The following is a 21259-nucleotide window of genomic DNA, read 5'->3' on the forward strand; positions in this document are numbered from 1 at the left end:
GCGACGCCGGCCGGACCCGGACCCGTACCGCCGGGACGCCCGCGCCCCCTGCCGTACCTTGCGGCCGGGGCGCTTCCCCCGCCGCACCTTCCGCATCGGCGGTTCAAGCCCCGCCACGGGTCCCGCCCGACGTCCCCCCACCGTCATGGGAGCCGTGCCCGTGCCCGTGGCCGTGCCCGTGGCCGAGCCCATGGCCATACCCGTGCCCATGGCCATGCCCGTGCCCGTGCCCGGGGCCGCGTTCCCGTTCCCCTTCGACCCCCACCGTGAAGCCGATGACGGCCCCGCCGCCCGGGCGGCGGAAGGCGAACGGCGCGCCCGAGTGGGCCATCGCCACCTCGCGCACGATGGACAGGCCGAGGCCCGAGCCGGGCAGCGAGCGGGCGTCGGCGGCACGGTAGAAGCGGTCGAAGACCCGGATCAGGTCGCCCTCGGCGATGCCGGGCCCGCGGTCGAGGACCTCGACGCGCACGGTACCGGGGCGCGCCGGGCCGGAGACCGCGATCTCGATGGGCGCCGTGCCGCCGCGGTCGAACTTCGCGGCGTTCTCGACGAGGTTGGAGACGGCCCGCTGGAGCATGCCCGGCCGGCCGTCGGTGCTGGTGTCGCCGCTCACGCGGACCACGATGACGCGTCCGGTGCGGCGCCGGGCGAGGCCGGCCACGTCCTCGGCGATGTCGGCGAGGTCGACCCGCTGCGGGGGCTCGGTGTCCGACTGGCCCGCGGCCAGGTCGACCAGTTCGTTGACCAGGTCGGTGAGTTCGCGGGCCTCCTGGGAGAGGTCGGCGACCAGTTCCTCACGGGTGGCGGGCGGCAGTTCGTCGATGCGGCGCAACAGCGAGATGTTCGTGCGCAGCGAGGTCAGCGGGGTGCGCAGTTCGTGTCCGGCGTCCTGCACCAGGCGGCGCTGGTCCTCCTCCGACTGGGCGAGCCGGCCCAGCATGCGGTCGAAGGAGCGGCCGAGGCGGCCCACCTCGTCGTAGCCGGTGACGGGGACGTCGACGCCGAGCCGCCGGGTGCGGGCGACGTCCTCGGCGGCGGCGGTGAGGATGCGCAGCCGCCGGGTGATGCGGCGGGCCAGCCACCAGCCGCACAGGCCGGCCGCGACGACCACGGCGCCCATCAGGATCAGCGTCCGCTGCTGGAGCGCCCGCAGCAGGTCCTCGGTGTCGCTGAACTCCTGGGCGACCTGGACGGCGCCCCGGCCGTCGCCGAGCGCGACGGTCGCGATGCGGTACACGTCGTCGGCGACGACCACGTCCCTGTACTCGACGGTCTTCCCGGCCCGGGCGGCGGCCGCGGTGGCCCGGTCCGCGGCGGTGACGGGGAGCGGGGGGCTGCCGTGGTCGACTATCTGGCCGCGGTCGCCGAGGACCTGGACGTCGGTGCGGCTGGGCCGGACCACCTCGTGCCCGGGCCGGGAGGAGGAGAAGTCCTCGGGCGTCCGGGCGTAGCGCCGCACCTCGTCCTGCACGTCCTGCACGACCTGGGTGAACACCGACTGCTGGTCCACGCGCACCAGCCGGGCGGCGGAGTTGTACGACAGGATGCCGACGACGACGGTGACGACGGCGGTCACCACGGCGAAGGTCACCGCGAACGTGGTCCGCAGCGAGGACAGCCCGGGCCGCGGTCGGTCCAGCAGCCGCGCGAGGCGGCCCACTCAGTCCTCCCGGAGCACGTAACCCACGCCGCGGACGGTGTGGATCAGCTGCGGCGCGTCCGGCTCGTCGAGCTTGCGGCGCAGATAGCCGACGTACACGGCGAGGTTCTTGGAGCCGGGGCCGAAGTCGTAGCCCCAGATGCGGTCGTAGATGGTGGAGTGGTCGAGGACGATCCCGGCGTTGCGGACCAGCAGTTCGAGGAGTTCGAACTCGGTGCGGGTCAGTTCCAGTTCCCGGGGTCCGCGCCACACCCGGCGGGCCTGAAGGTCCATGCGGATACCGGCCGCCTCGACCTGCCGCTCGGGCAGTTGCGGCCCCTTCGCCGGCGCCTGCTCCACGGCGGCGGCCGCCGTGGCGGCGCCGACCGGGCTGGTGCGGCGCAGCAGGGCGCGCAGCCGGGCGAAGACCTCCTCGACGTCGAACGGCTTGACGACGTAGTCGTCGGCGCCGGCGTCCAGGCCCGCGATCCGGTCGGCGGTCTCGACCAGGGCGGTGAGCATGAGGATCGGGGTTCGGTCGCCCTCGGCGCGCAGCACCCGGCAGACCTGGAGTCCGTCGATCCCCGGCATCATCACGTCGAGGACGAGGACGTCCGGCGGCGTGCGGTGGGCCTGGGCGAGCGCCTCGACCCCGTCGGCGACCGCCGTCACCTCGTAGCCCTCCAGGGTCAGCGCCCGCTCCAGGGCGTGGCGGATGGCACGGTCGTCTTCGGCGAGCAGCACAGTCTGGGGCACCCGACCAGTCTGCCAAGGCCACGCCGCCGTGACCTGGGCGAGCGGGCCTACGATCACCCTTTTTACCCGGCTCTCACCGTGTCGGGCGCAACCGCGGCCGGGTGCCCGTAGCCCTCTCGTCGTCGCCGGTCAGGTCCGCAGGGCGGCGAGCTGCTCCTCGAACGGGACCACCGTGAAGCCGTCCGTCCCGCCGCGGCGGTCCGCCGCCCGGCCGGGCAGCCCGGTCATCAGCGCCGCCAGTTCCCCGGCCGCGCGCTCCACGCGCTCGGGCAGCCCCTCCGCGCCCCAGTCCTCCGAGGCGGCGTAGACGCCGGTGGGGACGACCACGGCCCGCAGGTAGGAGAAGAGGGGGCGCAGGGCGTGGTCCAGGACCAGGGAGTGCCGGGCGGTGCCGCCGGTCGCGGCGATGAGCACCGGCTTGCCCGCCAGCGCGTCCTTGTCCCGTGCCCCGAGCACGTCGAAGAAGGACTTGAACAGTCCGCTGTACGACGCCGAGAACACCGGGGTGACGACGATCAGCCCGTCCGCCGCGCTCACCGCGTCCAGCGCGGCCGCCAGTTCCGGGCCGGGGAATCCGCTGGTGAGGTTGTGCGCGATCTCGACGGCGAGGTCGCGCACCTCGATCACCTGGACGTCCGCCGGGGCGTGCGCGGCGGTCGCGGCGGCCAGCCGGTCGCCGAGCAGGCGGGTGGAGGACGGGACGCTCAGTCCCGCCGAGACCACCACGAGCTTCCCGCGGTTCATACGGCGCTCACCTCTTCCGTCGTGTCGCCGGCCTGCTCGTGCCGGCCGTTGCCGTTCTTCCCGCTGTCCCGGACGGCGAGCAGGGAGGCGTGGTTCGGCGCGTCCGGCACTCCGGCCGGGCGGCCCTTGGCGAACTCCTGGCGCAGCACCGGGACGACCTCCTCGCCGAGCAGGTCGAGCTGTTCCAGGACGGTCTTCAGCGGCAGTCCGGCGTGGTCCATCAGGAAGAGCTGGCGCTGGTAGTCGCCGGCGTACTCGCGGAAGGACAGGGTCTTCTCGATGACCTGCTGCGGGGAGCCGACGGTCAGCGGGGTCTGGGCGGTGAAGTCCTCCAGGGAGGGCCCGTGGCCGTAGACCGGGGCGTTGTCGAAGTAGGGGCGGAACTCGCGCACCGCGTCCTGGGAGTTCTTCCGCATGAACACCTGCCCGCCGAGGCCGACGATGGCCTGCTCGGGCGTGCCGTGCCCGTAGTGGGCGTAGCGGGACCGGTACAGCTCGATCATGCGCTTGGTGTGGTCGGCCGGCCAGAAGATGTTGTTGTGGAAGAAGCCGTCGCCGTAGTACGCGGCCTGCTCGGCGATCTCCGGGGAGCGGATGGAACCGTGCCAGACGAACGGCGGCACGCCGTCCAGCGGGCGGGGCGTCGAGGTGAAGCCCTGCAGCGGCGTACGGAACTTCCCCTCCCAGTCGACGACGTCCTCGCGCCACAGCCGGTGCAGCAGGGCGTAGTTCTCGATGGCGAGGTTGATGCCCTGCCGGATGTCCTGCCCGAACCACGGGTAGACCGGCCCGGTGTTGCCGCGGCCCATCATCAGGTCCACCCGGCCGTCGGCCAGCTGCTGGAGCATCGCGAAGTCCTCGGCGATCTTCACCGGGTCGTTCGTGGTGATCAGCGTGGTGGAGGTGGAGAGGATCAGCTTCTGGGTCCGCGCGGCTATGTAGCCGAGCATGGTGGTCGGCGACGACGGCACGAACGGCGGGTTGTGGTGCTCGCCGGTCGCGAAGACGTCCAGGCCGACCTCCTCGGCCTTCAGCGCGATGGCGACCATGGCCTTGATCCGCTCGCGCTCGGTCGGCGTACGGCCGGTGGTGGGGTCCGGCGTGACATCGCCGACGCTGAAGATCCCGAACTGCATGGTCGCTCACCCTCCAAATTGTTGACCGTTCAACTATACCCACAGAACCGTCGCCCGCCCGAAGCTATTCCGCACCTCCCCGCCCGACCCCGCCGTCGTCCCCCGGCCACCGGCCACCGGCCACCGGCTCCGTCCGAGCGAGCGAGCCGCCCGCCTCCCCCGGCCGCCACCGAGTCCGCCCGCCGAGGAGGATCACCGAGGCGGGACACCGGAACCGGCCGCCGCGACCGACAGCCCGAAGCGCCGTCCCCGGACCGGCGCCCGGGAACCGACGCCCAGGACCGACGACGCCCGGGACCGACGGCCGGGACCGACGACGCTCGGGACCGACAGCCGGAAGCCGCGCCCGGGACCGGGTGCCGAAGGCGCGTGCGAAGCTTCCTCCATGTCCACGGTCCTCCGTTCCGCCGCCCTGTTCGTCGTCGCCGCGCTGTTCGAGATCGGCGGCGCCTGGCTGGTCTGGCAGGGCGTACGCGAACACCGCGGCTGGCTGTGGGCGGCCGGCGGCGTCCTGGCGCTCGGCGCCTACGGCTTCGTCGCCACCTTCCAGCCCGACGCCCACTTCGGCCGCATCCTCGCCGCCTACGGCGGGATCTTCGTCGCCGGTTCGATCCTGTGGGGCATGGCCGCCGACGGTTACCGCCCGGACCGCTGGGACGTGACCGGCGCGCTGGTCTGCCTCGCCGGCATGGCGGTCATCATGTGGGCGCCGAGGAACGGCGGCTGACGTTCACCTACGCTGGGCGGAGCCGAGCCGGATACTTTCGAGGAGCAGCCCATGGCCACCGCCGCACCGTCCGCCGCCTCCCGCATCGCCGTCGTCACCGGTGCGAGCAGCGGCATCGGCGCCGCCACGGCCCGGCAGCTCGCCGCCGCCGGCTACCGCGTGGTACTGACCGCCCGCCGCAAGGACCGCATCGAGGCGCTCGCCGAGGAGATCAACGCGGCCGGCCACGCCGCCACGGCCTACCAGCTCGACGTCACCGACCGCGCCGCCGTCGACGAGTTCGCGACCGCGTTCCGGACCGTCGGCGTCCTCGTCAACAACGCGGGCGGCGCGCTCGGCGCCGATCCGGTCGCCACCGGCGACCCGGCCGACTGGCGCACGATGTACGAGACGAACGTCATCGGCACCCTCAACCTCACCCAGGCCCTGCTGCCCAAGCTGGTCGCAGGCGGCGACGGCACCGTGGTGGTCGTCTCCTCGACGGCCGGCCACGGCACCTACGAGGGCGGCGCGGGCTACGTCGCCGCCAAGCACGGCGCCCACGTCCTCGCCGAGACGCTGCGCCTGGAGATCGTCGGACAGCCCGTCCGGGTCATCGAGATCGCCCCCGGCATGGTCAGGACGGACGAGTTCGCGCTGACCCGCTTCGGCGGCGACCGGGAGAAGGCGGCGAAGGTCTACGAGGGCGTCGCCGAGCCCCTGACCGCCGACGACGTGGCGGAGACGATCACCTGGGCGGTGACCCGCCCCAGCCACGTCAACATCGACCTCCTGGTGGTACGCCCCCGGGCCCAGGCGTCGAACACCAAGGTGCACCGGGAGCGGTGACGACGATGCCGGCGGACGGCCCCGAGCGGGCGGAACAGGCGCGACCGGCGCCGCGGACGGACCGGACGGCGGAGCGCGAACGCCTCGCCCTGGAGAAGAAGCGCGAGCGGTACGTCTGGTACTACCTCGGCTACTTCCTCTTCGGCATCCACATCGTGGCGTTCGTGATGATCTACGCGGTACGGCACGCTAAGTGACCCACGGGGCCGGCCCCGTGCGGCACGCTAAGTGACCCACGGGGCCGGCCGCGAGCGGCCCGGCCAGGCGCCCGGCAGCGCAGCCCACCGGTGAACGCGTGGCCCGCGCCTCCCGGGCGTCGGCGGCGGCGCCGGGCCGGCGGGGTTCCCGGCCCGGGACCGCGCGGGTCAGCCCTTCACGCACACCACCTGCTTCAGCTTCGCCACCACCTCGACGAGGTCCCGCTGCTGGTCGATGACCTGCTCGATCGGCTTGTAGGCACCCGGGATCTCGTCGACCACGCCCGAGTCCTTGCGGCACTCCACGCCCCGCGTCTGCTCCTCCAGGTCCTTGGTGGAGAAGCGGCGCTTGGCGGCGTTGCGGCTCATGCGCCGGCCGGCTCCGTGCGACGCGGAGTTGAAGGACTTCTCGTTGCCCAGACCCCTCACGATGTACGAACCCGTGCCCATGGAGCCGGGGATGATCCCGTACTCGCCGGAGCCGGCGCGGATCGCGCCCTTGCGGGTGACCAGCAGGTCCATGCCGTCGTACCGCTCCTCGGCCACGTAGTTGTGGTGGCAGGAGATCTCCTGCTCGAAGGCCGGCCGCGCCTTCTTGAACTCCTTGCGGATTACGTCCTTCAGCAGCGCCATCATCAGGGTGCGGTTGTACTTCGCGTACTCCTGGGCCCAGAACAGGTCGTTGCGGTAGGCCGCCATCTGCGGGGTGTCCGAGACGAAGACCGCGAGGTCGCGGTCGACCAGGTCCTGGTTGTGCGGGAGCTTCCGGGCGACGCCGATGTGGTGCTCGGCGAGTTCCTTGCCGATGTTGCGGGAACCGGAGTGGAGCATGAGCCAGACGGCGCCGGTCTCGTCCGTGCACACCTCGACGAAGTGGTTGCCCGAGCCCAGCGTGCCCATCTGCCGCACGGCCCGCTCCGCCCGGAACCTGACCGCCTCCGCCACCCCGTCGAACCGCCCCCAGAACCCGTCCCACCCCGCGGTGGCCAGACCGTGGAACCGCCCGGGGTCCACCGGGTCGTCGTGCATCCCCCGCCCCACCGGGATCGCCTGCTCGATCTTCGAGCGCAGCCGCGACAGGTCGCCCGGCAGGTCGTTCGCCGTCAGCGACGTCCGCACCGCCGACATCCCGCAGCCGATGTCCACGCCCACCGCCGCCGGGCACACCGCGCCCCGCATCGCGATGACCGAGCCGACCGTCGCGCCCTTCCCGTAGTGCACGTCGGGCATCACGGCCAGGCCCTCGATCCACGGCAGGGTCGCGACGTTGCGGAGCTGCTCCAGCGCCACGCCCTCGACCGCCGCCGGGTCGGTCCACATGCGGATGGGTACCTTCGCGCCTGGCATCTCCACGTACGACATATCGCCCTCATTCCCCCGGAAAAGTTCAGAAGTCTCAGATCGCAATACCGGCGCCAAGGTCGACGAAACAGGACATCGGACCGGCGTCCACGGCAGTGCGTGCGATAGACATTGTCCCCAGGAGACGCCCCCGCCCGGCAAGCGAATAACCGGCGGGGACACCGGACCACCGGACCCCGGAGAAGCCGGCGGACGGGACGACCGTCGAGAGGAGCCTGCCCGTGCTGCGGAAGGCGTACGTATCCGGCGCGGCCGCGTGCCTCGCGGCGCTGCTGCTGGCCGGCTGCACCGAAGGCTCGTCGAAGGGCGGCGAGACCGACAACGCCAACCACGACGGCTCGGGCACCGCGGCGCCCGCGGCCCAGCCGGGCAGGTACCGCACGCTCCCCGAGGCCTGCGGCGCGGTCGGCCACGGCACCCTCGACTCGCTGCTGCCCGGCGTCAGGCAGATCACGGACGTGGACCAGCGGGAGAAGGCGTACGAGGGCGAGGCGACGCTCACCTACGACACCGACCGCAAGGTCGGCTGCCGTTGGAAGGTGGACGCCACGGACGCCACCGACCGCCTCCACGTCGACTTCGAGCGGGTCGTCTCCTACGACAACTCCGTCAGCGACGACAGTCAGGCCGAGTCGGTCTTCGCCACCAAGCGCGCGGCCGCCGACCTGCCCGAGCCCCCCGCCACCGCCACGACGACCACGACCGCCGCCGGCTCCGGGCCGGCCTCCGGCGGCACGCCCTCCTCCCCCGGGGCGCCCACCCCCTCGTCCTCCTCGTCGCCCCCGGCGTCCTCCTCCGCGTCCGGTACGGACACCACCGACCTCCAGCCCCGCCTGCTCGACGACCTCGGCGACGAGGCGTTCCTCGACGACGCGCTCAGCAGCTCCGGGTCGACGGCCAAGCAGCGCACGGTGACTGTGGCGTTCCGCACGTCGAACGTGATCGTGACCATTCAGTACGAGGAACAGCCGGCCGCCGTCGGCGTGCTCCCGGACAGCAAGGAAATGCAGGACAAGGCACGGAAACTGGCGGCCCGACTGGCGGACTCGCTGGGCGGTTGACGTCTCCCGCACGGTACTTGGCGCCGTGGCGCGAAGCCGGGGACGGAAGACCGCACACCTGTCGCACCGCGTACCGTGGCCCCTCGGACCCGATCCCCGACCGCAGGAACCACGAGCCACCAGCGTCATGAGTGAAGGAACCATGCAGCGAGCAGCCCAGCGAGACCTGGGGGAACGTCCCACGCCGTTCAGGCGGTGGGGCAGTGACCCGCGAGCGAAGCGTCTGAACCGCGTCCTTGTCTGCGCGGCGGCCGTCCCCGTACTGTTCCTGGCCGCGGGCTGCTCCTCGGACTCAGGCTCCGATTCCGGTTCCGGCGACGGCGCGAAGTCGACCGCGTCGGCCGAGGCCAAGGACTCGGCGAGCCCGAGCGCTTCGCCGACCGTGCCGCCGGCGGCGTACGCGAAGCTCCCCGAGGCGTGCCGGACGCTGTCGGGCAAGACGCTGGGCGATCTGGTGCCCAAGGGCGCGAAGTCCGCCAAGGAGGGCACCTCCAGCGATGTCTCCGCACGCTCCAGCTGCTCGTGGAACGGCCTGGACAACAACGGCGTGAAGGGCTCCCAGTACCGCTGGCTGAACGTCTCGCTGCTGCGCTTCGACTCCGACGCCTCGCGCGGCGCGGGCGACGAGCAGGCGCAGGTGTACTACCGCAAGCAGGTGCAGGACGCGATGTCCGTGGCGGGCGCGAAGAAGGCGAAGTCGCAGCCGGTGTCCGGGACGGGCGACGAGGCGACGGCGGTGCGCTACGACCTGAAGAAGAAGGAAGGCACCTTCAAGCAGCAGACGGTCGTGGCGCGGGTGGAGAACGTGGTGGTCACCCTCGACTACAACGGCGCCGGCCTGGCCGGTGACTCGGCCCCGGACGCCGACGACCTGGCGAAGGACGCCCAGAAGGCCGCCAAGGAAGTGGTGGCCTCGGTGAAGAAGGCGAACGGGGACGGCGGCGCCGGTTCGCCGGACTCCTCCTCGCCCTCGGCCTCCTCGTCCGGGAAGCCCGCTTCCCCGTCGGCGTCCGCGACGAAGGGGGGCGAGTCGGCGAGTGCCTCGCCGTCCGCCCCCAAGTCGTCGTCGGGCTCCGTGTCCAACGCCGTCGTCAAGCACTGACCGGGCGCCGGCCGGGCGCGCCGACAGGTTCCCGGGCCGGCTCCCGCACGGGGCGGGCCCGGATCCGGCCATCCGCCCCTCGGACGGATGTGCCACTCTGTTGCGCGCAACAACACGCAAGGGGAGGGGAGTACGAGTGGCCGGGCCACTGCAGCTGACTCGGATGCACCGGGTACTCATCGGCGTGGTCGTGACGGGCGCCGTGATCATCGCCGGTATCGGCTTCGCGGGTTCGTACGCGGCCGTCCGCGAACTCGCCATCAAGAAGGGCTTCGGGGACTTCAGTTATGTGTTCCCGATCGGCATCGACGCCGGCATCTGCGTCCTGCTCGCCCTGGACCTGCTGCTGACCTGGATCCGGATCCCCTTCCCGTTGCTGCGTCAGACGGCGTGGCTGCTGACGGCGGCGACGATCGCGTTCAACGGCGCCGCCGCCTGGCCGGACCCGCTGGGCGTCGGCATGCACGCGGTGATCCCGGTGCTGTTCGTGGTCGCGGTGGAGGCGGCCCGGCACGCGGTCGGCCGGATCGCCGACATCACGGCGGACAAGCACATGGAGGGCGTCCGCATCACCCGCTGGCTGCTGTCGCCGGTGCCGACGTTCCTGCTGTGGCGGCGGATGAAGCTGTGGGAGCTGCGCTCCTACGACCAGGTCATCAAGCTGGAGCAGGAACGGCTCGTCTACCAGGCGCGGCTGCGGTCCCGGTTCGGCCGGGCCTGGCGCCGCAAGGCCCCGGTGGAGTCCCTGATGCCGCTGCGGCTGGCCCGCTACGGCGTGCCGCTGGCCGAGACGGCCCCGTCGGGCCTGGCGGCGGCCGGGATCGAGCCGGCGCTGCTCCCGCCGGCTCCGGCTCCGGCGGTGATGGCCGCTCCCCTCGCCGCGGCCCCGGCGGCCGCCGCGCCCGTCCCGCGGCAGCCGGCGCCGGCCGCCGGGCAGCGCCCCGAACTGGCCGGCCGGCCGCACCCGGAGCAGCCGGGCCCCGCCGCCGAGTCCGCCCCCAAGACCGGTCCCGAGCCCGAGCCCGACCCGGGGCCCGCCCCCGGGACCGACGAGAGCCCGTGGTTCAACACCGCCCGCCGGATCGAGTACCAGGGCGGCTACGACCCCACCTACGACCCGGCCGAGCAGTACGCCCAGTGGTACGAGGAGCAGCGGCAGGCCGAGGAGTACCGGGACCAGTACGAGGAGGAGCCTCCGGTCCAGGAGCCCTCTCCGGAGGAGACCGGCAGCTTCCCGATCCCGGTCGTCCCGGGGCGCACCCGGGAGCTCGGCGAGGGCGGCGGCTCGCCGGACGCGGAGCCCGGCGAGGAGGACTACTACCAGGTCTTCCGCAAGTCGATCAACGGCAGCTACCCCACGCCCGGCCAGTTCAGCGACGACGTGGAGGCGACGTTCGGCAGGCGGCTGCCGGCGCGCGAGGCCGAGCGCATGGTCAACCGCTTCACCAACCGCTTCAACGCGGAGCTGGAGGAGGACCACATCGCCTGACCCGGCGCGGGTACGACGAAGGGGGCGCCCGGTTTTCACCGGGCGCCCCCTTCGTCGTCAGCGCCTTCGCGGGGCCGTGGCCGGCTACTCCCCGAGCAGGGTCCGCACCCGGTCCTGGCCCACCGCGAGCAGCAGCGTGGGCAGGCGCGGGCCGGTGTCACGGCCGACGAGCAGGTGGTACAGCAGCGCGAAGAACGTCCGCTGGGCGGTCTTGATCTCCGGCGGGAGCTCCTTGGGCGTGGCGTCGGCGGAGAAGCCGGCCTGGACCTTCGGCACGCCGTAGACGAGATGGGTGAGGCCGTCGAGGGACCAGTGCTCGGCGAGCCCGTCGAGCAGCAGCCGGACCGACTGCCGGGATGCCTCGTCGAGGGACTTCAGAAGCTCGGTGTCGGGCTCGTCGCGGACGATGGTGCGCTGGTCGGCGGGGACGTAGGTGTTGATCCACGCCTCGGCCCGGTCGTACCGGGGCCGGGCCTCGTCCAGGTCGGCCAGCGGGTTGGCCGGGTCCAGCTCGGACAGGATCCGCAGCGCCTGGTCCCGGTGGCCGGCGGTGATGTCGGCGACGGAGGCGAGCGTGCGGTACGGCAGCGGGTGGGCGGTCTTCGGCAGCTCACCGGCGGCGGTGCCCACGGCGCGCGTGTGGGCGGCGACGTCGGCGGGCAGCGCGGAACCGTCGGCGACCTTGGCGGCCAGCTTGTCCCACTCGTCGTACAGCCGCTGGATCTCCTGGTCGAAGGCGATCTTGAAGGACTGGTTCGGCCGGCGCCGGGCGTACAGCCAGCGCAGGATCTGCGGCTCCATGATCCGCAGCGCGTCGGCCGGGGTGGGCACGCCACCGCGGGAGGACGACATCTTCGCCATGCCGGAGATGCCGACGAAGGCGTACATCGGCCCGATGGGCTGCGCGCCGCCGAAGATCCCGACGATCTGGCCGCCGACCTGGAAGCTGGAGCCCGGCGAGGAGTGGTCGACGCCGCTCGGCTCGAAGATCACGCCCTCGTACGCCCAGCGCATCGGCCAGTCGACCTTCCAGACCAGCTTGCCGCGGTTGAACTCCTCCAGCCGGACCGTCTCCGAGAAGGCGCACACCGTGCAGGTGTAGGTCAGCTCGGTGGAGTCGTCGTCGTAGGCGGTGACGGTGGTGAGGTCCTTCTCGCAGTTGCCGCAGTACGGCTTGTACGGGAAGTAGCCCGCCGAACCCGAGCTGCCGTCGTCCTCGGCCGCGGCGCCCGAGCCCTCGGCGGCCTCCAGCTCGGCCTCGTCGACCGGCTTCTGCTGCTGCTTCTTCGCCGGGGCCTTCTTGGTGCGGTACTGGGCGAGGATCGCGTCGATGTCGCCGCGGTGCCGCATCGCGTGCAGGATCTGCTCGCGGTACGCCCCGGAGGTGTACTGCTCGGTCTGGCTGATGCCGTCGAACTCCACGCCCAGTTCGCCCAGCGACTCGATCATCGCGGCCTTGAAGTGCTCGGCCCAGTTCGCGTACGCCGAGCCCTTGGGGGCCGGCACGGAGGTCAGCGGCTTGCCGATGTGCTCGGCCCACGACTCGTCCACGCCGGGGACGCCGGCCGGGACCTTGCGGTACCGGTCGTAGTCGTCCCAGGAGATCAGGTGCCGCACCTGGTGGCCCCGCCGGCGGACCTCGTCGGCGACGAGGTGGGGGGTCATGACCTCACGCAGGTTGCCGAGGTGGATCGGGCCGGACGGCGACAGCCCGGACGCCACGACGACGGGTTTGCCCGGGGCCCGGCGCTCCGATTCCTCGATGACCTCATCCGCGAAACGGGAGACCCAGTCGGTGGTCTCGGTGCTCTGACCCACGATCGGCACGTCCTCTTTCCCTGAATTTCTCCGTGCACAGCCGGTGCGGTCGCACGGCTGACCGCTCCATTGTCCCAGGCGGGGCGGCAAGCACGAAAACGCCTTCTCACCGCGTTGGACGGGCCCCGACGCCACCCGGTTGGGTCCGCGACCGGAAAATTCCCTTTACCCCGCGTGGGATACTGGCCGGGACTATCCATCCCCACGAGGAGAACGGCACCCCTTCCTATGGCCTCGGTCCAGTCCCTCACGTCCGCCGTCCACCAGCGCCTCGCGAACGCCCTCTCGGCAGCCCTGCCGGAGAGCGCCGACGCGGACCCGCTGCTGCGACGAAGCGACCGGGCGGACTTCCAGGCCAACGGGATCCTGGCGCTGGCGAAGAGGGCGAAGGCCAACCCGCGGGAGCTGGCGACACGGGTCGTCGCCCAGGTGAGCGCCGGTGACCTGATCGAGGACATCGAGGTCTCCGGCCCCGGCTTCCTCAACATCACGGTCACCGACCGGGCGATCACGGACAACCTCGCCGCGCGCGCCGCCGACCCCGCCGGCCGGCTCGGCGTGCCGCAGACCGACCACCCGGGCACCACGGTGATCGACTACGCCCAGCCGAACGTGGCGAAGGAGATGCACGTCGGCCACCTGCGCTCGGCGGTGATCGGCGACTCGGTGGTGCAGCTCCTGGAGTTCACCGGGGAGAACGTGGTGCGCCGGCACCACATCGGCGACTGGGGCACCCAGTTCGGCATGCTCATCCAGTACCTGGACGAGCACCCGCACGAGCTGGACCACAAGGCGTCCGAGGTCAGCGGCGAGGAGGCGATGTCGAACCTCGACCGCCTCTACAAGGCCGCGCGCAAGCTGTTCGACGCCGACGAGGAGTTCAAGACCCGCGCCCGGCGCCGGGTGGTCGACCTCCAGGCCGGCGACGCGAAGACCCTCGCCATGTGGCAGAAGTTCGTCGACGAGTCGAAGATCTACTTCTTCTCCGTCTTCGAGAAGCTGGACATGGAGATCCAGGACGCGGACATCGTCGGCGAGTCCGGTTACAACGACATGCTGGCCGAGACCTGCCGCCTCCTGGAGGAGTCCGGGGTGGCGGTCCGTTCCGAGGGCGCCCTGTGCGTCTTCTTCGACGACATCAAGGGCCCGGACGGCAACCTCGTCCCGCTGATCGTCCAGAAGTCCGACGGCGGCTACGGCTACGCGGCCACCGACCTGTCGGCGATCCGCGACCGCGTCTTCAACCTGAAGGCGAACACCCTGCTGTACGTGGTGGACGCCCGCCAGTCCCTGCACTTCAAGATGGTCTTCGAGACGGCCCGGCGGGCCGGCTGGCTGAACGACGACGTGACGGCGTACCAGCTCGCCTTCGGCACGGTGCTGGGCAAGGACGGCAAGCCGTTCAAGACCCGTGAGGGCGAGACGGTCCGCCTGGTCGACCTCCTCGACGAGGCGATCGACCGCGCCTCGACGGTCGTCCGGGAGAAGGCGCAGGACCTCTCGGAGGAGGAGATCGCCGAGCGGGGCGCCCAGGTGGGCATCGGCGCGGTGAAGTACGCGGACCTGTCGACGTCGGCGAACCGGGACTACAAGTTCGACCTGGACCAGATGGTCTCGCTGAACGGCGACACGTCCGTCTATCTCCAGTACGCCTACGCCCGTATCCAGTCCATCCTCCGCAAGGCCGGCGAGAGGGGCCCGGTGGCCCATCCGGAGCTGGCACTGACCGAGGCGGAGCGCGCGCTGGGCCTGCACACGGACGCGTTCGCCGAGACGGTCCGGGAGGCCGCCGCGGAGTACGCCCCGCACAAGCTGGCGGCGTACCTCTACCAGTTGGCCTCCCTCTACACGACCTTCTACGACAAGTGCCCGGTCCTGAAGGCCGAGACGCCGGCCCAGGTCGAGAACCGCCTCTTCCTGTGCGACGTCACGGCCCGCACCCTGCACCAGGGCATGGCCCTGCTGGGCATCCGGACGCCCGAGCGGCTCTGAGCCCTCCCGGACCGGCACACGGCCCGTTCCCTCCCCGACGGGAGGGGGCGGGCCGTGGCATGTCGTGGCGGACGGCCGTTCCGCGGCGGCCGGCCCACTCGCCGGCCTGGATGCGGTGGTGCGCCCCGCCGGAGCCGCGCCGTCACGAGGGACGCGGGGCCACCCGTCCCCGACATCAACGTGTACGCGGCGCTGCGCGGGAGCGCCCCGCCGGATCGACGCGGCGGCGGGGATCGCCGTCCCGCCGCCGCCCTCAGCCGGCCGGCTTGCCGCCCAGCGCCGCGTACACGTTGATGTCGGCGTCCGTCACGTCGTTGATGTCCTGGTGGCGGACCTTCTCGATGTCGTCGAGGGCGGCGAGGTAGGAGCCACGGGACATGGGTCCGCTCCTTCGGTCGGGTCCGGTCAGGGCTTGCGGGCGATGGCCGCGTACACGCTGACGTCTTCGTCCGTGACGCCGTTGATGTCGTGGTACCTGATCCGGTCGATGAGCTCCAGGGAGGCGGCGTACTCGGGGTGGGGCGCCCGCACGACGGGCGCCGCGCCGTCGGGCCGCCAGTGGTTCACGGGGACCACGCCCGGCTCGGCGGGCGTCAGCCCGTTCTCGGTGAAGAACCGCTCGACGCCGTCCCGCGACCGCAGCACGAAGGTCAGCCCGCTCTTCCTGAACGACTCCACCACCTTGACGGTCTCCCCCGGGTTCAGGTCGTCGGCCAGGTGGCTCAGGACGAGCCAGCTCCCCGGGGCCAGCGCGGCCAGCAGTTCCCGGACGATGCCGTAGGCCGCCTCGTCCTCGATGAAGTGCAGTACCGCCACCAGGTTCAGCGCGATCGGCCGGTCGAAGTCGAGGGTCTTCGCGGCCTGTTCGAGGATCCGCGCCGGATCTCTCAGGTCGGCGTCCACGTAGTCGGTACGCCCCTCGGGGCCGCTGGTGAGCAGGGCACGCGCGTGCGCGAGCACCACCGGGTCGTTGTCGACGTACACCACCCGCGACCCGGGGTCGATCCGCTGGGCGATCTGGTGGACGTTCTCGGCCGTGGGCAGCCCGGTGCCGATGTCCAGGAACTGCCGGACGCCCTCGGTCTCCACCAGCGAGGTGACCGCCCGGCGCAGGAAGTCACGGTTGTGCCGGGCGGTGAGGAAGCCGCCGGGGTTGTGGGCGATGGCCGCGGCGGCCGCCTGCCGGTCCACCGGATAGTGGTCCTTGCCGCCGAGGAAGACGTCGTAGACCCGTGCCGGGTGCGGCCTGCCGGCGTCGATCCTCCTTCTCGGCTCGGAGGAGTCGTGGCCGAGGGCATCACCAGGCATGGGGCGCCTCCCTGAGAGGTTCGACTGATCGCCAACAACCTAGCCGCCGGGGCGACTTGACGGCGCCCACCGGGGAAACCCGGCCCGGTAGGCCGCGACCGGCAAGCTCACTCGCCGGAGTACGGCACCCATTCGTTGCCGCCCAGCGGATGGCCGTAGTAGGACTTCTGGGAGCCGCTGGTGCGGAACGGCCGGCCGTGGTCGTCGACGCGTAGGGTGCCGTGCCGGCCACCGCTCGACCAGTCAAGTTCCAGGTACCAGCTGACGTCGTGCCCGCTGGTGTGCCCGTTGACGTAGAACACCTCGGGATCGGACTCGCTCACCTTGTACGGGAAGTCGCGCTGCCCGGCGATCGGGTTCACCAGGGGGTTGCCCAGGTCGAGCGACACGTCGAAGGACGCGGTCTGCACTCCGCCGCCGCAGCCGACGCCCACCGCGTACTTGTTCCAGGTCAGCGGTGCGTCACTGCGGACGACACGCACGTGCAGCGCCTGGAGTACGACGGTCTGCGCGCCGGTGCCCTGCACGGTGAGGGCGACCATCTGGTGGTCCGCGGCGACCCCGCCGAGCGCCGTGGTCCAGCCGACCGCGTCCTGCTGGGTGGGCGGCGGCGGCACGTTCCGCGGACTGCGGTCGACCAGGAAGTCCTGGTCACAGGGTTGATCCCAGTAGTAGGGGGTGGTGGCGACCGTGACCGGCACGGCGGGCGCCCGGGTGGTGACCGCGCGGTCGGACACGGTGCCGGAGGGACCGGCGGCCCGGGTGCCGCGGGGCGAGGCGGTGCCGCTCGCCGGTGCGGTCCTCGTCCCGGGCGGCGTCGGGGAGGCGCTCCTCGTCGTACCGGCCGACGGGCCGGCGTGCGGTGCGGACGCGGTGGCGGGAGCGCTCGCGGCGACCTGGCGGGCGGCGTCGGCGTCATGGGCCGGCCCGTCGGCGTGCCCCGGCACCAGGTTCACGACGAGCGCCGTGGCCACGGCGACCGTCACGATCCCGGCCCCGGCGAGCAGCGCCGCAGACCGCTTCCGGGACGCCCGACGGGGCCGGGGAGCGGCATCGCGGGCGGGATCCAAGGCGCGGGTGGACATGGCGGCGGGTCCGGGACCGCCCTCGGGCCGGAGCTCACGCCCGGGCTCCGGCCCCGGATCGCGCCCCGCGTCCGGACCGGGCCCCGGCTCGGGTACGAGCCCCGGCTCCGGGTCCGGCAGCGCTTCCGGGCGTGGCCGCGACTCCGGCCGCGGACCGGGCTCGGCGGCCGGCTCTGCCCCGGTCGGCCCCTTGGGCCGGGGCACCGTCGGTGCCTCCGGCCGGGCAGCCGGCGGGACCACCTGTTCGTCGGCCGAGTCGCCAGGGCCCGCTCCGGCTCCGGCCGCACTCTCCGCGGGCTTCACCCCCCTGAGCGCGTCCGCGCGGACCCAGCGGCGGTGCAGTTCGAGCAGTTCCTCGGGCGTGGCCCGGCAGATGCGGGCCAGCCGTTCGACGGGGGCGTACTCCGTCGGTACGACGTCGCCGCTGACGTACCGGTGCACCGTGGACGCGCTCATGTGCAGGCGCTTGCCCAGCGCCCCGTAGCTCAGCCCGGACCGTTCCTTCAGCTCTCGCAGCAGTTCCGCGAAGCCGTCCCCCGCCACCGTCTCTCCCTCCCCCGCGTCCCCGGCCGGCATTCCAGGGGAATGCCGTTCTCCCAGGTCAGACCCTATTTGGGTGTTCCGTCGTCCCGCGTGTCCCCGCGCCGCTGGCCCCTGGGACGGATCCTCCCACAAGCTGTTGACCGCCAAGCACGCCGCTCCCGGAACCACCCGGTCGAGCGGCTCCTCATCCTTCACCTCATACGGGGGAACCGCATGTCCGCACGTACCGTGAGCGCCGCCCGCAGGACCCGCACCCGCCTCCTCGCGGCCGCCGCGCTCTCGCTCGCCACCCTGTCCCTGACCGCCTGCGGGGGCACCGACACCGACGGCGCGGGCCCCTCGTCCGCCGCGGTCGCACCGGGCGGCCAGTCCTCCGACGCGCCGTCCTCGCAGGGCGGCGGCTCCACGGGGCAGGACGCCGCCAAGGGCGGTACCGGCTCCGCCGGCTCGGGCGGCGGAGCCGGCACGGCGGGCTCCAGCGGTTCGGGCTCCAGCGGTTCTGGCGGCACCGGGGGTTCGGGCGGCGCCGGCGGCTCGAAGGGGACCGGCGGCGCGGCGGACGGAACCGGTGGCGCCGGCAAGGGCTCCCAGACCGGCGCGTCCTCGGGCAGGCTCGCCAAGTGCGGCGTGGTGAACCTGCGCATCACCGCGACCTCGGTGCCCCGCCCCATCAACCACCTGCTGCTGACGGCGACCAACACCGGCTCGAAGGTGTGCATGCTGCCCGCCTACCCGGCGGCCCGCTTCGGTGAGGCCCAGTCGGTGCCGCCGGTGGCCGAGGCGACCAAGCCCCAGGCGGTGACGACACTGGCGCCCGGCGAGTCGGGGTACGCGGGCGTCCTGCTGTCGGGGGACGGGGACAACGGCCACACCGTCACCAGGCTGACCATCCCGTTCGACGACGGCTCGATCGCCACGGTGCCCCTGCCCGCCAAGAGCGTCTACGTCGACGACAACCTGACGGTGACGTACTGGGAGAGCACCATGGGCCCCGCCGCCGACTTCTGACCGAGGCGCCGAACGTCCCGGGCGTGCCGCAACGGGACGGCGTCCCAGCAGGTCACAGGGGTTCCACCAGCACGGCCCCCGCGCTCAACCAGCACGGCCCCCGCGCTCACCGGCACCCGCGGCGCGGGGCCGTCCGACCGCGCGGCCGCCCGGCCGCGAACCGTGGGCCCGCCCACGGCCTTACTCCACGCGACTCGCTCGCGCTCGTCCACAGGGGGACCCCATGCCCGCACGCACCGCCCGAGCCCGACTGATCGCCGCCGCGGCGCTCGTGCTCACCGCCTGCGCCGCCCTCACGGGCTGCCGTGACGGTCAGGGCGTACGGGACGAGGGACCGTCCTCGGTGTCGAGGTCGCTGGACCGGCCGTGCGCCCACGACCGGCCGACGCGGGCGGGCGCCGGGACGGCCGCGGCTCAGACCAGCTTCTGCGCCGCCTCGACGGCCCAGTAGGTGAGGATGTTGCGGGCCCCGGCCCGCTTGATGCCGGTCAGCGTCTCCAGGATCGCCCGGTCCCGGTCGATCCAGCCCTTCTCCGCGGCGGCCTCGATCATCGAGTACTCGCCGGAGATCTGGTAGGCGGCGACCGGCACGTCCACCGCGTCCGCGACCCGGGCGAGGACGTCGAGGTAGGGCCCGGCCGGCTTGACCATCACCATGTCGGCGCCCTCCTCCAGGTCGAGGGCCAGCTCACGCAGCGACTCGCGCAGATTCGCCGGGTCCTGCTGGTAGGTCTTGCGGTCGCCCCGCAGCGAGGAGCCGACGGCCTCCCGGAAGGGCCCGTAGAAGGCGGACGAGTACTTGGCGGTGTAGGCGAGTACGGCGACGTCCTCGCGCCCGATCTGGTCGAGGGCGTCGCGGACGACGCCGATCTGCCCGTCCATCATCCCGCTGGGCCCGACGAGGTGGGCGCCCGCGTCCGCCTGGACCTGCGCCATCTCGGCGTACCGCTCCAGGGTGGCGTCGTTGTCGACCCGCCCCTCGGCGTCGAGGACTCCGCAGTGCCCGTGGTCGGTGAACTCGTCCAGGCACAGGTCGGACATGACGAGGAGGTCGTCCCCGACCTCCGCCCGCACGTCGCGCAGCGCGACCTGGAGGATCCCGTCCGGATCGGTCCCGGCCGTCCCGGCGGCGTCCTTCTTGGCCTCCTCCGGAACGCCGAACAGCATGATCCCGGAGATCCCGGCCGCCACCGCCTCCGCGGCCGCCTTCTTCAGGCTGTCCCGCGTGTGCTGCACGACCCCGGGCATCGCCGCGATCGGCACCGGGTCGCTCACGCCCTCCCGCACGAACGCGGGCAGGACGAGGTCCGCCGGGTGCAGCCGGGTCTCGGCGACCATACGGCGCATGGCGGGGGTGGTGCGCAGCCGACGAGGACGCGTACCGGGGAAGGATCCGTACTTCGTCATGTCCTCTACGCTACGCCCGCCCGCCTCATGCCTTTGCCGACGCGGAGTCGGACGTGCCGGCGCCGGCCCCGCCGCCGCCCCGGGCGCCCTCCTCGTCGTCCAGGGCCTTGAGGAGTTCCCGGGTCCGGCGGCGCAGGGCCCGCCGGACGGAGTCGGGCGTGAGGACGCGCAACGGCGTGGCCAGGCTCAGCAGATAGCGGGCGAGGCCGTCCGGGTCGGGGCCGCCGACGTCGACGACGGTGGCGTCGGGGCCCTCCGGGCGGTGGGCGCCGACGGTCGACGGGATCAGCCGCAGGGCCTGGTCCAGGCCGACGGGGAGGCGGACGGTGGCGTACAGCGGGTAGGGGCCGGTCGCGGTGTTGCGGGAGACGAGCAGGGCCGGGTCGGGCGGGTCGGCCAGTTCCACCGGCTGCCCGACGCCCTGCAACCGCTCGACCCGGTCGGCGCGGAAGGTGCGCCACTTACCGCGCGTCACGTCCCGCGCGACCAGGTACCAGCGGTGTCCGGTGTGCACGAGGCGGTACGGGTCGACGTCCCGGACGGTGGCCCTGCCCTCCCGGTCGCGGTACGACAGGCGGGCCCGCTCGCCGGCCCGGCAGGCGGCGGCCAGCTCCAGCAGCAGCCCGGCGGTGATCTGCGGTTCGTGGGGGCGGGGCGTGTGCACGAAGGCGGCGTCCACCCCGGCCAGCCGGTCGGCGACCCGGCCCGGCAGCACCTGGCGCAGCTTCAGCAGCGCCGACAGCGCGGCCTGGTCGCCGCCGGCGGCGCCGCTGAGCGCGGTCTCGCGCAGCCCGACGGCCACGGCGAGCGCCTCCTCGTCGTCGAGGATCAGCGGCGGCACGCGGGACCCGGCACGCAGCCGGTAGCCGCCCCACGGCCCCGGATCGGACTCGACGGCGTAGCCGATCTCCCGGAGCCTGGCGATGTCCCGCCGCACGGTCCGCTCCGTCACCCCGGTCCGCCCGGCCAGCTCGGCGCAGGTCCAGGACGGGCGGGTGGCCAGTACGGCGAGCAGTCGCAGCAGGCGGGCGGACGCGCTGATCACGCTTCCGGA

At 72.9% G+C, this 21259-nt stretch carries 20 protein-coding genes; 9 read left to right on the forward strand and 11 right to left on the reverse strand.

Going from position 1 to position 21259, the window contains the following annotated elements; all coding sequences use genetic code 11:
* Nucleotides 1-103: 103 nt before the first annotated feature.
* The 4 genes from ACF061_RS08955 to ACF061_RS08970 all read right to left on the reverse strand — a co-directional run bounded on the left by ACF061_RS08955 (nucleotide 104) and on the right by ACF061_RS08970 (nucleotide 4278).
* Nucleotides 104-1663 (reverse strand): ATP-binding protein, encoded by a 1560-nt coding sequence (locus tag ACF061_RS08955; RefSeq protein WP_392266110.1) that lies wholly within the window; start codon nucleotides 1661-1663, stop codon nucleotides 104-106.
* Nucleotides 1664-2386, reverse strand: coding sequence for a response regulator transcription factor (locus ACF061_RS08960; RefSeq protein WP_392266192.1), 723 nt, complete (start codon nucleotides 2384-2386; stop codon nucleotides 1664-1666).
* 141 nt (nucleotides 2387-2527) lie between these two features.
* Nucleotides 2528-3142, reverse strand: a complete 615-nt coding sequence (locus tag ACF061_RS08965) for a CE1759 family FMN reductase (protein WP_392266111.1) — start codon at nucleotides 3140-3142, stop codon at nucleotides 2528-2530.
* A complete protein-coding gene (locus ACF061_RS08970; protein WP_392266112.1) occupies nucleotides 3139-4278 on the reverse strand; it encodes an LLM class flavin-dependent oxidoreductase in 1140 nt (379 codons plus the stop codon). Before ACF061_RS08970 ends, ACF061_RS08965 begins: the two co-directional genes overlap by 4 nt.
* 385 nt (nucleotides 4279-4663) lie before the next feature.
* Between ACF061_RS08970 and ACF061_RS08975 the strand changes: the two genes are divergently transcribed.
* Genes ACF061_RS08975 through ACF061_RS08985 form a run of 3 tightly spaced genes read left to right on the forward strand, consistent with a single transcriptional unit; the run spans nucleotide 4664 to nucleotide 6030 of the window.
* Nucleotides 4664-5005, forward strand: a complete 342-nt coding sequence (locus ACF061_RS08975) for a YnfA family protein (protein WP_392266113.1) — start codon at nucleotides 4664-4666, stop codon at nucleotides 5003-5005.
* Between the two features lie 51 nt (nucleotides 5006-5056).
* Nucleotides 5057-5833: an SDR family NAD(P)-dependent oxidoreductase gene (locus tag ACF061_RS08980; protein ID WP_392266114.1), complete on the forward strand. Its 777-nt coding sequence runs from the start codon at nucleotides 5057-5059 to the stop codon at nucleotides 5831-5833.
* Between the two features lie 5 nt (nucleotides 5834-5838).
* Complete coding sequence (locus tag ACF061_RS08985; protein WP_392266193.1) at nucleotides 5839-6030, forward strand: hypothetical protein; 192 nt, start codon at nucleotides 5839-5841, stop codon at nucleotides 6028-6030.
* A 168-nt stretch (nucleotides 6031-6198) separates the two neighbouring features.
* Here the strand turns inward: ACF061_RS08985 and ACF061_RS08990 are convergent, their stop codons facing one another.
* Complete coding sequence (locus tag ACF061_RS08990; RefSeq protein WP_392266115.1) at nucleotides 6199-7392, reverse strand: RtcB family protein; 1194 nt, start codon at nucleotides 7390-7392, stop codon at nucleotides 6199-6201.
* A gap of 221 nt (nucleotides 7393-7613) precedes the next feature.
* Between ACF061_RS08990 and ACF061_RS08995 the strand changes: the two genes are divergently transcribed.
* The 3 genes from ACF061_RS08995 to ACF061_RS09005 all read left to right on the forward strand — a co-directional run bounded on the left by ACF061_RS08995 (nucleotide 7614) and on the right by ACF061_RS09005 (nucleotide 11044).
* Nucleotides 7614-8453, forward strand: coding sequence for a DUF3558 domain-containing protein (locus ACF061_RS08995; RefSeq protein WP_392266116.1), 840 nt, complete (start codon nucleotides 7614-7616; stop codon nucleotides 8451-8453).
* Between the two features lie 142 nt (nucleotides 8454-8595).
* Nucleotides 8596-9555 (forward strand): DUF3558 domain-containing protein, encoded by a 960-nt coding sequence (locus tag ACF061_RS09000; RefSeq protein ID WP_392266117.1) that lies wholly within the window; start codon nucleotides 8596-8598, stop codon nucleotides 9553-9555.
* 136 nt (nucleotides 9556-9691) lie between these two features.
* On the forward strand, nucleotides 9692-11044 hold the full coding sequence (locus tag ACF061_RS09005) for a DUF2637 domain-containing protein (protein ID WP_392266118.1): 1353 nt from the start codon (nucleotides 9692-9694) through the stop codon (nucleotides 11042-11044).
* A gap of 84 nt (nucleotides 11045-11128) precedes the next feature.
* Here the strand turns inward: ACF061_RS09005 and lysS are convergent, their stop codons facing one another.
* A complete protein-coding gene (lysS, locus tag ACF061_RS09010; RefSeq protein WP_392266119.1) occupies nucleotides 11129-12871 on the reverse strand; it encodes a lysine--tRNA ligase in 1743 nt (580 codons plus the stop codon).
* A gap of 219 nt (nucleotides 12872-13090) precedes the next feature.
* Between lysS and argS the strand changes: the two genes are divergently transcribed.
* On the forward strand, nucleotides 13091-14854 hold the full coding sequence (gene argS, locus ACF061_RS09015; RefSeq protein WP_392266120.1) for an arginine--tRNA ligase: 1764 nt from the start codon (nucleotides 13091-13093) through the stop codon (nucleotides 14852-14854).
* Between the two features lie 253 nt (nucleotides 14855-15107).
* Here the strand turns inward: argS and ACF061_RS09020 are convergent, their stop codons facing one another.
* The 3 genes from ACF061_RS09020 to ACF061_RS09030 all read right to left on the reverse strand — a co-directional run bounded on the left by ACF061_RS09020 (nucleotide 15108) and on the right by ACF061_RS09030 (nucleotide 17790).
* A complete protein-coding gene (locus tag ACF061_RS09020; RefSeq protein ID WP_392266121.1) occupies nucleotides 15108-15233 on the reverse strand; it encodes a hypothetical protein in 126 nt (41 codons plus the stop codon).
* Nucleotides 15234-15259: 26 nt separating this feature from the next.
* On the reverse strand, nucleotides 15260-16162 hold the full coding sequence (locus ACF061_RS09025) for an SAM-dependent methyltransferase (protein ID WP_392266122.1): 903 nt from the start codon (nucleotides 16160-16162) through the stop codon (nucleotides 15260-15262).
* Nucleotides 16163-16269: 107 nt separating this feature from the next.
* Nucleotides 16270-17790 (reverse strand): helix-turn-helix domain-containing protein, encoded by a 1521-nt coding sequence (locus ACF061_RS09030; RefSeq protein WP_392266123.1) that lies wholly within the window; start codon nucleotides 17788-17790, stop codon nucleotides 16270-16272.
* A gap of 213 nt (nucleotides 17791-18003) precedes the next feature.
* Between ACF061_RS09030 and ACF061_RS09035 the strand changes: the two genes are divergently transcribed.
* Complete coding sequence (locus ACF061_RS09035) at nucleotides 18004-18798, forward strand: DUF4232 domain-containing protein (RefSeq protein ID WP_392266124.1); 795 nt, start codon at nucleotides 18004-18006, stop codon at nucleotides 18796-18798.
* Nucleotides 18799-19021: 223 nt separating this feature from the next.
* On the forward strand, nucleotides 19022-19249 hold the full coding sequence (locus ACF061_RS09040) for a hypothetical protein (protein ID WP_392266125.1): 228 nt from the start codon (nucleotides 19022-19024) through the stop codon (nucleotides 19247-19249).
* Here the strand turns inward: ACF061_RS09040 and hemB are convergent.
* On the reverse strand, nucleotides 19213-20205 hold the full coding sequence (hemB, locus tag ACF061_RS09045) for a porphobilinogen synthase (protein WP_392266126.1): 993 nt from the start codon (nucleotides 20203-20205) through the stop codon (nucleotides 19213-19215). The two genes, ACF061_RS09040 and hemB, sit on opposite strands and share 37 nt — an antisense overlap.
* 25 nt (nucleotides 20206-20230) lie before the next feature.
* Nucleotides 20231-21250, reverse strand: a complete 1020-nt coding sequence (locus tag ACF061_RS09050) for a helix-turn-helix transcriptional regulator (protein WP_392266127.1) — start codon at nucleotides 21248-21250, stop codon at nucleotides 20231-20233.
* Nucleotides 21251-21259: the final 9 nt, after the last annotated feature.

Origin of the sequence: Streptomyces sp. NPDC015220, from assembly GCF_043079345.1 — a bacterium.
Classification (GTDB): domain Bacteria; phylum Actinomycetota; class Actinomycetes; order Streptomycetales; family Streptomycetaceae; genus Streptomyces.

Bases quoted from the DNA above. Each gene is read 5' to 3' on its own strand.
- ACF061_RS09040 (WP_392266125.1), top strand. From the start codon at position 19,022: ATGCCCGCACGCACCGCCCGAGCCCGACTGATCGCCGCCGCGGCGCTC.
- ACF061_RS09020 (WP_392266121.1), bottom strand. From the start codon at position 15,233: ATGTCCCGTGGCTCCTACCTCGCCGCCCTCGACGACATCGAGAAGGTC.
- ACF061_RS09035 (WP_392266124.1), top strand. From the start codon at position 18,004: ATGTCCGCACGTACCGTGAGCGCCGCCCGCAGGACCCGCACCCGCCTC.
- ACF061_RS08970 (WP_392266112.1), bottom strand. From the start codon at position 4,278: ATGCAGTTCGGGATCTTCAGCGTCGGCGATGTCACGCCGGACCCCACC.
- hemB (WP_392266126.1), bottom strand. From the start codon at position 20,205: ATGACGAAGTACGGATCCTTCCCCGGTACGCGTCCTCGTCGGCTGCGC.
- ACF061_RS08990 (WP_392266115.1), bottom strand. From the start codon at position 7,392: ATGTCGTACGTGGAGATGCCAGGCGCGAAGGTACCCATCCGCATGTGG.
- argS (WP_392266120.1), top strand. From the start codon at position 13,091: ATGGCCTCGGTCCAGTCCCTCACGTCCGCCGTCCACCAGCGCCTCGCG.
- ACF061_RS08985 (WP_392266193.1), top strand. From the start codon at position 5,839: ATGCCGGCGGACGGCCCCGAGCGGGCGGAACAGGCGCGACCGGCGCCG.
- ACF061_RS08975 (WP_392266113.1), top strand. From the start codon at position 4,664: ATGTCCACGGTCCTCCGTTCCGCCGCCCTGTTCGTCGTCGCCGCGCTG.
- ACF061_RS08965 (WP_392266111.1), bottom strand. From the start codon at position 3,142: ATGAACCGCGGGAAGCTCGTGGTGGTCTCGGCGGGACTGAGCGTCCCG.
- ACF061_RS09025 (WP_392266122.1), bottom strand. From the start codon at position 16,162: ATGCCTGGTGATGCCCTCGGCCACGACTCCTCCGAGCCGAGAAGGAGG.
- ACF061_RS08980 (WP_392266114.1), top strand. From the start codon at position 5,057: ATGGCCACCGCCGCACCGTCCGCCGCCTCCCGCATCGCCGTCGTCACC.
- ACF061_RS09000 (WP_392266117.1), top strand. From the start codon at position 8,596: ATGCAGCGAGCAGCCCAGCGAGACCTGGGGGAACGTCCCACGCCGTTC.